The following is a 12,697-nucleotide window of genomic DNA, read 5'->3' on the forward strand; positions in this document are numbered from 1 at the left end:
TCGTTTCAAACGCGCGAACTTCCTTGCCCGCGCAGGCCCTTACCCCGCCAGACGGCTCTCGACCATCTCGACATACCACGACGATCCCGCAGGGATTGCCTCGTCGTTGAAGTTGAATTCGGGATGGTGAACAGGAGCGGTGTCGCCGTTACCCACAAGGATATAAGCACCCGGACGGGCTTCCAGCATATAGGCGAAATCCTCGCCGCCCATTACGAGAGGGCTTTCCACGCACTCGCCCGCAATTTTTGTCGCCGCCTCGACGGCAAATTCGGTTTCGCGCTCGTGGTTAACCATGACGGGATAGCCGCGATGGTAGTCCACCGTCGCCACCGCACCAAAACTCGCAGCAATTCCCGTGGCGATTTCGGTAATGCGTTTCTCGGCTTGATCGCGAATCTCGTTTTTGAGCGTGCGGCAGGTGCCTTTGAGCGTGACTCGTTGCGGAATGACGTTGTGCGCCTTGGATGACGTCTCGAAAGACGTCACGGAGACCACGACCTGTTCGGTGGGATCGACATTGCGCGACGCGATGGTTTGCAGGGCGATAACGACATGGGAGGCAACAACCGTGCTGTCGATGGCCTCATGCGGTTTGGCCGCGTGGCCGCCTTTGCCCTCGATGGTGATGACATATTCATCGGCTGCGGCGAAGAACGGGCCCGAGCGAATGGCGAATTTGCCCACGGGATAGCCGGGCCAGTTGTGCATGCCGTAGACCTCATCGATCTTGAACCGCTCCATCAGCCCCTCTTCGCACATCACACGACCACCGCCGCCGCCCTCTTCGGCAGGCTGGAAGATAACCACGGCGGTGCCGTCGAAATTGCGTGTCTCGGCGAGATATTTGGCTGCGCCCAGAAGCATCGAGGTATGCCCGTCATGACCGCAGGCGTGCATAACGCCAGGGTTCTTCGAGGCGTATTCGACCCCCGTCGCCTCCATAATGGGCAGCGCATCCATATCCGCGCGCAGACCGATGGTGCGGCCAGAGGTGTTGGACTTGCCCTTGATCACACCGACCACGCCCGTCTTTGCGATGCCCTCAACCACTTCATCACACCCGAACGACCGCAGCAGATCAGCAACCTTCGCGGAGGTGCGGGGCAGTTCGAACATCAATTCGGGGTTTTCGTGGAAATCGCGACGCCATTCGGTGATTTCGGGTAACATTTCCGCAAGACGGTTTTTGACGGGCATGACAGGCTCCTTATGTTGAGGGGGATCTCTTGAGGCGAGAGTGATCCTCGCGACAAGTGGCGTCAAGGCGGGATGACGCCTGATTGATCGAAAGGTCAAAAAAGTGACCTTCCACTCAACGTAACCTCTTGCGGCATTTTGCATCTCTGTTACCGTTTCCTCAATAAGCCGTCCGAAACGAGGCGGAAACGAAGAAAAATGAACAAGACCAACAGTCTGGGGGGTCATGATATGGCCGATGGGGCCACACCTGTGCTTGATGTGCAGGACCTGAAAACCGTGTTTTCCACGCGCACGGGCGAGGTTCATGCTGTCAACTCTGTCTCCTTTTCGCTCAAGCCTGGTGAACTTTTAGGCGTTGTGGGCGAAAGCGGGTCAGGGAAATCCGTGACCATGATGTCGCTGATCGGCCTTGTGCCAAGCCCGCCTGCAAAGGTGACGGGCACTTCGGTGACATTTGGTGGCCAGAACCTGCTGACCGCGAGCGAAGACGATCTGCGCGCGATTCGCGGTGCGCGGATCGGTTTCGTGTTCCAAGACCCTATGACCTCGCTCAACCCTGTTTTTACCGTGGGTTTCCAGTTGATGGAGCCGCTGCGCAAACACATGGGAATGGACAAGGCGCAAGCGCGCGTACGGGCCAAGGAGTTGCTCGAACTCGTCGGCATTCCCGACGCCGAACGCCGCCTCAAGGACTTCCCCCACCAGTTTTCGGGCGGGATGCGGCAAAGGGTGGTGATCGCCATGGCGCTGGCCTGTGACCCCGAAGTGCTAATCGCCGACGAGCCGACCACGGCGCTCGACGTGACCATTCAGGCGCAAATCCTCGAACTCATGCACGAGCTGCGCGACAAACTCGGCATGGCCGTGATCTGGATCACCCATGATCTTGGCGTGATTGCGGGCATCGCGGATCGTGTGATGGTGATGTATGGCGGCCAGATCGTCGAACACGCGCCCATCCGCGAGTTGTTCAAGAACCCCCGCCACCCCTACACCCGCGCCCTGCTGCAAACCATGCCGCGCGTGCGCGGGGAACGGGCCGCGCGCCTTGAGGTGATCGAGGGGCAACCGCCGATCCTGATCGGCCCGCCAGTCGCTTGCCCCTTCCGTGACCGCTGCCCGAACCGTTTCGAGCGTTGCGACCGCGAAAATCCAGCGCGCTATGATGTGGGTGCCGGACATGATGTGGCCTGTTTCTACGATGTCGACACAGGAGGTCCGCGCGATGTTTGACAATGGCGATGCCACCCCTCTCGTCGTGGTCCGCGATCTGAAGATGCACTTCCCCATCCATGCGGGCGTCTTCCGCAAGAAAGTGGGTGAAGTGAAAGCCGTGGACGGAATATCCTTCGACATCATCGAGGGAGAAACCCTTGGTCTCGTGGGCGAATCCGGTTGCGGGAAATCCACCGCAGGGCGCGCGATCTTGCGCCTTTACGATATTACCAGCGGCTCCATCACACTGGACGGTCGCGAAATCGGGGCCGTGCCGCAGCCCGATCTGCGCGAGATGCGCACGACCATGCAGATGGTGTTCCAAGACCCGCAAGCCAGCCTCAACCCCCGCATGAAAGTGCGCGACATCATCGGTGAGCCGCTCGACGAGCATACCAACATGGGCAAGTCCGAGAAGCGCGAGAAGGTTCTGGAGTTGATGGATGCGGTTGGTCTTAACCGTGACTTCGCCAGCCGCTACCCGCACGAGTTCTCGGGTGGTCAGCGCCAGCGGATCGGCATCGCTCGCGCGCTTGCCCTCAATCCGAAGTTCATCGTCTGCGACGAGCCGATTGCCGCGCTGGACGTTTCCATTCAGGCGCAGGTCGTTAACCTTCTGGAAGATTTGCAGGAAGAGTTCGGCCTGACCTACCTCTTCATCTCGCACGACCTGTCGATGGTCCGCCATATCGCCGACCGCGTGGCGGTGATGTATCTGGGCCGTATTGTCGAGTTGGCCGACCGCGAGACGCTCTATTCCGCGCCCGCGCACCCCTATACTCAGGCACTTTTGTCCGCCGTTCCCGAACCCGATCCGTGGATCGAGGACAAGGTGGAGCGCATCATCCTGCAAGGCGACGTGCCCTCCCCTTCCAATCCGCCCAAGGGTTGCAACTTCTGCACGCGCTGTCCCAAGGTGATGGACATCTGTCGCGAAGTGGACCCCGTCTCGACCGAAATCAAACCTGGCCATGTCACGGCCTGCCACCTCTACACCGAGGCAGGAAAGGCGGCGCAGGAGGCGGAGACACAAAGCGCAGTCACGAACATACAAGAGAGCGCGGACTAACCGTGCCGGTATTCGAGGACAACAAGAGCATCCAACAAGGAGTGAATCTTATGAAGTTTAGAACAGCCCTACTAGGCGCGGCGGCGGCATTTGCCTTTACGCCCGCAGCCTTTGCAGAGCGCGGGGCCGATGGCCACGTCAACATCATCTATTGGCAAGCGCCCTCCACGATGAACCCCTATCTGTCGGGTGGCACGAAAGAACTCGAAGCCGCTTCGCTCGTCCTTGAACCGCTTGCGCGTTACGACGAAGGCGGCAACATGGTCCCCTTCCTCGCCGAGAGCGTTCCCACCGTTGAAAACGGCGGCGTGTCCGAGGATCTGACGCAGATTACATGGAAGCTCAAAGAGGGTCTGAAGTGGTCCGACGGCAAGCCACTCACCTCCGAAGATGTGAAATTCACATGGGAATACTGTACCTCTGAAGGCGGCGGCTGCTCGCAGTCTGAGAAATACAACGACGTGGTGGCGGTCGAGACCCCCGACGATCTGACCGTTGTGGTCAAATTCGGCGTGCCCAAGCCCTTCCCCTATGGTCCCTTCGTTGGCGCACAAGCCCCGATCATCCAGAAAGCCCAGTTCGAGAACTGTGTGGGTGAAGCGATGGCGTCGTGCACCGAAGAGAACTTCGCGCCCATCGGCACAGGCCCCTTCGTTGTTGACGAATTCAAGACCAACGACGTGGCGTCCCTGTCCGCCAACCCCAACTACCGCGACCCTGCAAAGCCCGCCTTTGCGACCGCTACGCTCAAAGGTGGCGGTGATGCCGCGGCTGCTGGTCGTGCCGTTCTGGAAACGGGCGAATTCGACTACGCATGGAACCTGCAACTTTCCCCCGATGTGCTGTCCGATATGGAAAGCAAAGGTCAGGGTAAGGTGGTCTCCGCCTTCGGCACACTCGTCGAGCGGATCATGGTCAACATGACCGATCCCGATCCCGCACTTGGCGAAGAACGCGCCACCGCCGCGCATCCGCACCCGATCCTCTCGGACAAGGCTGTGCGTCAGGCGCTTTCCATGGCCATCGACCGCGACCTTCTGGTTGAAATCGGTTACGGCACCGCAGGCCGCGCGACGTGTAACGTGCTGCCCGCACCCGAAATCTACGCCTCGACCGCCAACGACGCCTGCCTGACGCAGGACATCGAAGGCGCGAAAGCTCTCCTCGAAGAGGCTGGCTGGGTCGACAGCGACGGTGACGGCATCCGCGAGAAAGACGGTAAAGACCTTGCGCTGCTGTTCCAATCCTCGACCAACGCCGTGCGTCAGGATTTCCAAGCGATCATCAAGCAGTGGTGGACCGAAATCGGTGTTGAAACCGAGCTTCGCAACATCGACTCCTCGGTGTTCTTCGGCGGCGATGCGGGCTCGCCCGACACGTTCCAGAAGTTCTACGCAGACGTGGAAATGTATGCCAACAACTTCGACGGCACCGACCCCGAAGCCTACATGGCCAACTGGGCATGTGAGCAGGCTCCGCGCCCCGAAACGCAGTGGCAGGGCAACAACATGCCGCGCTTCTGCTCCGAGGAATATGACGCGCTGATCGCCGAAATGGCAGGCACAGGTGACATCAACAAGCGCGCGGAACTCGCCAAGGCGATGAACGACATGCTGATGCAAGAGTATGTCATCATCCCGCTGGTCGACCGTGGCCGCGTTTCCGCCCACTCCAACACGCTGGGCGGCGTGATCCTCAACACGTGGGATTCCGAGCTCTGGAATGCTGCTGACTGGTATCGCGCAGAGATGTGATCCGACCCACGACATTTGGGGGTGCCGCTGTAACGGCGCCCCCTCCCCCCACTCGCCACAACCAACTGAAAAAGACCTGAACCGAGGCGCCGCTCATGCTCAACTATACGATCCGTCGGCTCTTGCTCGCCATTCCGACGCTTCTGTTCATCTCTTTGGTGATCTTCCTGCTGCTTGATCTGGCACCAGGCGATCCCATGTCCTCCATCCCGCTCACCGTCCCCGACGAGGTAAAACAGCGTATGCGCGAGGCGCTTGGCCTCGGCGAGCCCGTGATGGTGCGCTATCTCGCATGGCTCAAGCAGTTCTTCTTCGTCGAGCCGCTGGTGATGTGGGACCACCTCTTCGGCACGAGTTTTTCAGCGGATATGCAGCGCGTTATCTCCTTCCAGAACCGCGCGCCCGTTATGGACACCGTTTACGAGCGCCTGCCGCAGACGCTCTGGGTCGTGGGCCTGTCCTATGTCTTTGCCACGCTCATTGCCGTGCCCATCGGCATCTACTCGGCCTACAAGCAATATTCATGGTTCGACCAGATCGGCACATTCGTCTCGATGGTCGGTTTCTCCATTCCCACCTTCTTCTCGGGCGTGTTGCTCATCGTGATCTTCTCGGTGATCCTCGGCTGGTTCCCCTCGATCTATGACACCACCTTGGAAGTGCGCAACTGGGAGACCTTCATGTTGCAGGTCAAACAGATGGCCATGCCCGTTTTCGTCCTCACCCTCTACAACGCCGCGCAGGTGAGCCGCTTCATGCGCGCCTCCACGCTCGACAATCTCAATCAGGACTACGTGCGCACCGCGCGGGCCAAGGGGATGAGCGAAAGGGTCGTGGTGCTGCTTCACGTTGTGCGCAACTCCATGATCCCCGTCGTTACCGTGATCGCCCTTGGCGTGCCCACCATCTTCGGCGGGGCGATCATCACCGAGCAAGTATTTCAGGTGAACGGCCTCGGCCAGCTTCTGATCATCGCGATCTACTCCGCCGATGCACCGATGGTGCAGACAGTGACCTTCATCTTCGCGGTGCTCATCGTGCTCTTTAACCTGATCGCGGACATTCTTTACGGCGTCCTCGATCCCCGCATCCGGTATGACTGACATGGCGCAAAATCCTACACCCGCAAGCCTCGACGCCGCCCACGCGACGCCCAAGCCGCGCAATCAGTGGCTGGATGTCTGGGACCAGTTCAAAACCCACAAGGGTGCGATGGCGGGGCTGATCTTCTTCGTCTTTATCATCCTCGCGGTTTATCTCGGCCCCTTCCTGTGGACCTTAGACCCGACCCATATCGACATCCGCGCCCGCAACACGGGTCCCTCATGGGCGCATCCCTTCGGGGCTGACCAGTTGGGCCGCGATATGCTCGCGCGGATGCTGTCAGGCGGGCGCGTATCCATCTCTGTAGGTCTGACCGCCATGGGGCTCTCGCTCATCGTGGGCACCTTCATCGGCGTGTTGGCGGGCTATTGGAAACGGCTCGACGGGTTGCTCATGCGCCTGACCGACCTCTTCCTCGCCCTGCCGCTGCTGCCACTTCTGCTCGTGATCATCATGTTGTTCCGCGACCCGCTGCGCGCGATGTTCGGGCTGGAAATCGGTATCTTCATGCTGATCGTTTTCGTCATCGGCATCACAAGCTGGATGCAAACCGCACGGATCGTGCGCGGTGATGTGCTGGCGCTGAAGGAACGCGAATACGTGCTTGCGGCCCGCTCTATCGGCACCCCGAGCCGCCGTGTGGTCTCGCGCCACATCCTGCCCAACATCATGTCGCCCATCATGGTCTCGGCCACCCTCGGCATCGCCAACGCGATCATCACCGAAAGTGCCCTGTCCTTCCTCGGGCTGGGCTTCCCGCCCGACTATCCGACATGGGGTCGCTTGCTCTTCGACGCCAAGGACATGATCCAGCAATATCCCGAGCGGGTGATCTGGCCGGGCGTTGCGATCTCGCTCACGGTGCTGTCGGTCAACTATATCGGTGACGGTCTACGCGATGCGCTCGATCCGCGCATTCGCGGGCGCTGAGACGCGTACACCTCTTCATATGCAAATAGGACCACTTGTCGCGCGCCTTCGGGCGCGCGTCGTCTTTTGGCCCATAGGGGCACGCAACCGCATGACGCCTGTCACGCGATGGCAGGCGAGTCTGGAACAATTTTCTTCGCGCCCCCCGCATTCCGCGACGATCCCCCCTTGCTTGCCCCGCTTTTCCTCATCTATCAGGAACGCCATTCCACCAAAGCCCTGAAGAGTTTCCGAGGAGACGCCCAATGTATGAACAACTTGGATTGCAGATCGAGCCGCGCACGGCTTCCATCCTCCTTGGCCTCCTCATCGGCCTCGCCTTTGGCGCAATGGCGGAGGTGTCACGCTTTTGCTTCCGCCGCGCAGTCGCTGGCCCCGCCTCCGAGCGAAAATCCGCCGCGGGCGTCTGGCTTGCGGGTCTTGCCGCTGCTGTGATCGGCACGCAACTGGCCATCGCACAGGGGCTGATCTCCTTCGACGAGCATCGCTTCATGGCAGCCGACCTGCCTTGGCTTGCGATCATCGCGGGCGGGCTGTTGTTTGGCGCGGGCATGGTGCTGACGCGCGGATGCGTGTCCCGCCTCACGGTTCTTGCAGGATCGGGCAACCTGCGTGCTGCTCTGGTCATCCTCACCTTCGCCACCGTCGCCCATGCCTCGCTCAAGGGCATTCTGGCCCCGATCCGCACAACGTTGGGCGCGGCCACCGTCCCGCTTGAGACCGCCGCCCTGCCGCAGGTCTCCGCATGGATTATCGCTGCCGCCGCAGCCCTCGCCGCGTGGCGCTTTGCCGACAGCCGCCGCAACCTTCTGCTCGGTGCGCTCATCGGTCTGCTGGTGCCCGCCGCTTGGGTCGGCACGGGCTATGTGCTCTTTGACGAGTTCGATCCGATTGCGCTGGAAAGCCTTTCGTTCACTTCTCCCGCCGCCGATACACTGTTCTGGACCGTGGCCTCGACCTCGATCCCTGCGCGCTTCGGCACGGGGCTTCTGGGCGGTGTGTTGCTGGGAGCCTTTGCCCTCGCGCTCCTTTCGGGCCGCTTCCAGTGGCAGAGCTTTGAAAGCCCGCGCCAGACGGGTCGCTACCTCGCGGGTGCCGCGCTCATGGGTGTGGGCGGTGTGCTGGCAGGTGGTTGCACCGTAGGGGCGGGCCTTGCGGGCGTGCCGACCCTCTCGATTGCCGCCACACTCGCGCTGCTCTCCATCGCCGCGGGCGGTGCGCTGACCGCGCGCCTTATCCGAGATGGTGGCGCTTCAACCGCCGCAGGCCAAGCCAAACCGTCACTACAACCAGCGGAGTGAGCGCCGCGAGCGCAAGCTCCTTCGTAACCCCTGTGGGTTCAAGGAACGGATAGACCGCATAGCCCGCAAGCCCCACGGCGTAGTAGCTGATCGCCACGACCGACAGCCCCTCGACCGTCTCTTGCAAGCGCAGTTGCAGGTCCGCACGACGATCCATCGACGCCAGAAGCGCTTGGTTCTGCGCCTGCCGCGCCACATCCACCTTGGTCCTGAGCAGGTCGGCGGCCCGCGCCGCACGTTCGGCGAGGTTGTCCAATTGACGCTCGGCGGCCTTGACTGTCCGCATAGCAGGATCATAGCGGCGCATCATGAACTCGCTAAACAACTGCCGCCCGCGAAACCGCGTCTCGCGCAGCACCTCGATCCGCTGCGTGACAATCGCCTCATAGGCCCCCGTCGCGCCAAAGCGGAAGTTGGTTTGCGTCACCAGTGTCTCGATCCGCGTGGACAGCCGCAGAATGTCGTCGAGCAACCCGTCGTCGCCCGTATCGCCCTCTTGCGCCATCGCCCCCATCAGACGCGACAGCTCCATCTCGATCTCGGCCAGTTCGCCCACCACGCGACGCGCCTGCACGAGACCGAGCATCGACATGGTCTTGTAGGTCTCGATCTCGCACAGCCGCTGCACCACCCGCCCGATCCGCCGCGCGCCCGTGTCAGGGCGTGGGAAGAGAGCAAAGCGCGTGTGGCCCGCCTCGTCGATGCGGAAGTCGCTGGCCACGATCAACGCCTCGTCGAGCACATGGGCGCAGGCAAGGCTCTCGCGCTCGAACCAGTCGTCGAGCCGCGTGATCATCTCGTCCGCGCTCTCCACCGCCTCAATGCGGATCAGGGCCGAGGCGACCCGCCGACCTGGTGCCTCGTCAAGCCAGTCCTGCGGAAAGAGGTCGAAGGTGCCATGATCAAACTTGGCCTCGGCCACACCTTCAGCGAAAACCGTATAGGTGACGAACTCGGTGTGGCTTTCCCATTTGAGGTGATACTTGCCGATCTGCCCCATGAAATGCGTCGCATCGGGCGCGGGGTGCGCGGCTCCATAGCGATCCAGCAACGCCAACAAATGCGCGCGATCCAGAGCACGGTCCCGCCGCGCGGCGTCCCCCTCGGCACGGATCGCGAGATAGGCCGCACGACCTGGCGCGCTCACTTTCGGAAAGGGACGCGCGTGCAGTTCATTGGTCAATTCGTAGCGGCGTGGGTGGTCGGTCAGGGCTGTCATCGGCGTCTCATTTTGGTGCGTTGGGTGGCACATTAGGGTGCCGTCCAACGCAAAGAAAGAGATAAATTGACGCAATATCAGTCGGTTATCGGAATACAACCGTATACCGCGCCGCCCAGACCCGAAAAGGACCGCCTCACATACCCGCGTTCAGCGCCGTATCCATCAACGCTTTGATCTCGTCGCGGCCCGTCTGCGCCACGATGCGACCAAGCTCTTCCTCACCGCGCAGCACGACCAGCGTGGAGCGGCGCGGGACGTTGAGATCGCGGGTAAAACTGTGCCGTCCGTAGTCGTCCCAATCGACATTGACGAAGGTGATCTGCTCCTCATAGGCGGGGTTTTCCGCCTTGAGCGCGTCGATCACCCGCTCCTGCGCGGCACAGGTCGTGCACCACGTCGCCTTGAAATCGAGGAAGACAGTCTCGCCCGCGGCAAGATGCTCTTGCACGATACCCGGAGTAAATTCGACGGGCTCGGCCGTTGCGGCGAAGGGAGCGGCGAGGAGGGCGACGGTGGCGGCGAGAAATCTGCGGCGGATCATGGGAAGTCCTTTCAGATGAGGATGTTAGAGAGATACGGAGAGATCAATGAGCCATGCGGGCAGGTTTTGAACCGCCCATGCTTCGATCATGTGATGGACGCGGAAGAGGATCATCAGCCCCACGGCGAGAAAGACCACACCGAGGATCGGGCGGGACCGTTCGGCCAGTGCCCGCATCATCGCCTGACGCTTTTGCAGAGCCGAGCGCGCGCCATAGGACAGGCCGATGATCAGCGTTGAGACACCTGCGGCAAAGCCCACCATGATGACCGTAGCCCACGCGAGGCTTTCGCCTTGGGAGGCCAGCGCGATAGCTCCGCCCAGTGTCGGCCCGATACAGGGCGACCAGACAAGCCCGAGCAGCGCACCGCCAAGGAACTGGCCCCAGAACGGGTCGCTGCGATCCAGCCTGTCGATCCGCGCATCGGCGCGCGCGGCAAAACCTGCGGTGGCGGTGGAGAAAGCGGCGGAGAATTGCGGCACAGTTAACACAAGCCCGAAGGCCACCATGAGCCACGCCCCGATCCGCGACAGCGTGTCCTGATCAAGCCCGACGGAATAGCCCACCGTGGTCACGAACATACCAAAGACCACGAAAGACAGGCTCATGCCCGCCGCCAGTGTGACAGGACCAAAGCGCCCCGCCTGCACGGCGGTGGCGAGGATGATCGGCAGAACCGGCAGGACACATGGGTTAATCAGCGTCAGCAGGCCTGCCCCGTAGGCGAGTAAAATTTCCATGCCCACAGGATGCACAGACCCCTGCCCGCCTGTCACCCGAACTTATCCTGACGCGCTCTCACAGCTTTGCCAGAATTGTTACCACCCATGCAAAAAGGGCGACCCGCGGGCCGCCCTTTCCGTCATCTGTTGCGTCAAACTCAGTCGAGTTTCGGCAGAAGCGCGTTCATCGAGTCCTTGGCGTCGCCGTAGAACATGCGCGTGTTCTCTTTGTAGAACAGCGGGTTTTCGATACCCGAATAGCCCGTGCCCTGACCGCGTTTGGAGACGAAAACCTGTTTCGCTTTCCAGACTTCGAGAACCGGCATACCCGCGATGGGGGAGTTCGGATCTTCCTGTGCGGCAGGGTTCACGATGTCGTTGGAGCCGATCACGATGACCACGTCTGTGTCAGGGAAGTCCTCGTTGATCTCGTCCATTTCCATCACGATGTCATAAGGCACCTTGGCTTCGGCCAGCAGCACGTTCATGTGACCGGGCAGACGGCCTGCCACGGGGTGAATGGCGAAACGCACATTCTTGCCCTTGGCACGCAGCTTGTTGGTCAGTTCCGACACGGCGGCCTGCGCCTGCGCCACGGCCATGCCGTAACCCGGAACGATGATGATGCTGTCAGCCTCGTTGAGCGCATTGGCCACGCCGTCGGCGTCAATGGCCACCTGCTCGCCCTCGACCTCCATCGCAGGACCGCTCGTGCCGCCGAAGCCGCCGAGGATCACGGAGATGAAGGAGCGGTTCATCGCCTTACACATGATGTAGGACAGGATCGCGCCCGAGGAACCAACCAGCGCACCAACAACGATCAGAAGGTCGTTGCCGAGCGAGAAGCCGATCGCGGCCGCGGCCCACCCCGAGTAGGAGTTGAGCATCGAGACCACCACGGGCATATCCGCGCCGCCGATGCCCATGATGAGGTGATAGCCGATGAAGAGCGCGGCCAGCGTCATGATGAACAGCGGGAAGAAGCCACCCGTGTTGAAGTACCAGATCAGGCAGATCAGCGAGAGCGCCGCAGCACCCGCGTTGAGTGCATGGCCACCAGGCAGTTTTTGGGCTGCCGAGGAGACTTTCCCCGCCAGCTTGCCATAGGCGATCACGGAGCCGGTGAAGGTCACCGCCCCGATGAAGATACCGAGGAACAGTTCGACCTTGAGGATGTTAAGTTCCACGTTGGTCTTATGGGCGATCAGCTCACCGAAGGTGCCCAGATCCTGATCGTGCATCCACGTAGCAATGCCCGTTTCCGTGAGACCCGTGGGAGCGTTTGCCAACAGGTCAGCCACATTGCCCATCTCGAAATGCGCGTTGTAGCCCACGAAAACCGCTGCCAGACCGACGAGCGAGTGCATCGCCGCGACCAGTTGTGGCATCTCGGTCATTTCGACCTTGTTAGCCACATACCAGCCAATCGTGCCGCCGCCCGCAATCAGCAGGAGCGAGAGCAGCCACAGGCCCTGACCCGGACCAATGAGAGTTGCAAACACGGCCAGCGCCATGCCCACGATGCCATACCAGACCGCGCGTTTCGCGCTCTCCTGTCCCGACAGACCGCCGAGCGAGAGGATGAAGAGGACGGCTGCGACCACATAAGCCGCGGTAGTAAATCCGAATTCCATT

11 protein-coding genes are annotated in these 12,697 nt (G+C 61.3%); 6 read left to right on the plus strand and 5 right to left on the minus strand.

Annotated features, from left to right (window positions below):
• Nucleotides 1-39 precede the first annotated feature (39 nt).
• A complete protein-coding gene (locus ACN0SC_RS01915; RefSeq protein WP_417247976.1) occupies nt 40-1,200 on the minus strand; it encodes a M20 aminoacylase family protein in 1,161 nt (386 codons plus the stop codon).
• A gap of 231 nt (nt 1,201-1,431) precedes the next feature.
• On the opposite strand from ACN0SC_RS01915, the gene ACN0SC_RS01920 reads away from it, so the two are divergent.
• From ACN0SC_RS01920 to ACN0SC_RS01945, 6 genes are all read left to right on the plus strand, one after another.
• A complete protein-coding gene (locus tag ACN0SC_RS01920) occupies nt 1,432-2,436 on the plus strand; it encodes an ABC transporter ATP-binding protein (protein ID WP_417248540.1) in 1,005 nt (334 codons plus the stop codon).
• Nucleotides 2,429-3,487, plus strand: coding sequence for an ABC transporter ATP-binding protein (locus ACN0SC_RS01925; RefSeq protein ID WP_417247977.1), 1,059 nt, complete (start codon nt 2,429-2,431; stop codon nt 3,485-3,487). Before ACN0SC_RS01920 ends, ACN0SC_RS01925 begins: the two co-directional genes overlap by 8 nt.
• A gap of 50 nt (nt 3,488-3,537) precedes the next feature.
• On the plus strand, nt 3,538-5,241 hold the full coding sequence (locus ACN0SC_RS01930; RefSeq protein WP_417247978.1) for a peptide ABC transporter substrate-binding protein: 1,704 nt from the start codon (nt 3,538-3,540) through the stop codon (nt 5,239-5,241).
• 95 nt (nt 5,242-5,336) lie between these two features.
• The gene (locus ACN0SC_RS01935) at nt 5,337-6,344 is read left to right on the plus strand and encodes an ABC transporter permease (RefSeq protein ID WP_417247979.1); all 1,008 of its coding nucleotides are present in this window, start codon (nt 5,337-5,339) and stop codon (nt 6,342-6,344) included.
• 1 nt (nt 6,345) lies between these two features.
• Complete coding sequence (locus tag ACN0SC_RS01940; protein WP_417247980.1) at nt 6,346-7,275, plus strand: ABC transporter permease; 930 nt, start codon at nt 6,346-6,348, stop codon at nt 7,273-7,275.
• Nucleotides 7,276-7,520: 245 nt separating this feature from the next.
• Nucleotides 7,521-8,576 (plus strand): YeeE/YedE family protein, encoded by a 1,056-nt coding sequence (locus tag ACN0SC_RS01945; RefSeq protein ID WP_417247981.1) that lies wholly within the window; start codon nt 7,521-7,523, stop codon nt 8,574-8,576.
• Here ACN0SC_RS01945 and ACN0SC_RS01950 read toward each other — a convergent pair.
• The 4 genes from ACN0SC_RS01950 to ACN0SC_RS01965 form a co-directional block, all read right to left on the minus strand.
• Entirely contained in the window at nt 8,509-9,795 is a 1,287-nt protein-coding gene (locus ACN0SC_RS01950) for a DUF3422 family protein (protein ID WP_417247982.1), read from the minus strand. The genes ACN0SC_RS01945 and ACN0SC_RS01950 overlap by 68 nt on opposite strands.
• Nucleotides 9,796-9,931: 136 nt before the next feature.
• The gene (locus ACN0SC_RS01955) at nt 9,932-10,339 is read right to left on the minus strand and encodes a thioredoxin family protein (RefSeq protein ID WP_417247983.1); all 408 of its coding nucleotides are present in this window, start codon (nt 10,337-10,339) and stop codon (nt 9,932-9,934) included.
• A gap of 24 nt (nt 10,340-10,363) precedes the next feature.
• Complete coding sequence (locus ACN0SC_RS01960) at nt 10,364-11,080, minus strand: cytochrome c biogenesis CcdA family protein (RefSeq protein ID WP_417247984.1); 717 nt, start codon at nt 11,078-11,080, stop codon at nt 10,364-10,366.
• Between the two features lie 140 nt (nt 11,081-11,220).
• On the minus strand, nt 11,221-12,696 hold the full coding sequence (locus ACN0SC_RS01965; RefSeq protein WP_417247985.1) for an NAD(P)(+) transhydrogenase (Re/Si-specific) subunit beta: 1,476 nt from the start codon (nt 12,694-12,696) through the stop codon (nt 11,221-11,223).
• Nucleotide 12,697: the final 1 nt, after the last annotated feature.

The sequence above is a fragment of the Celeribacter sp. genome (assembly GCF_048261515.1).
In the GTDB taxonomy this organism is placed as follows: domain Bacteria; phylum Pseudomonadota; class Alphaproteobacteria; order Rhodobacterales; family Rhodobacteraceae; genus Celeribacter.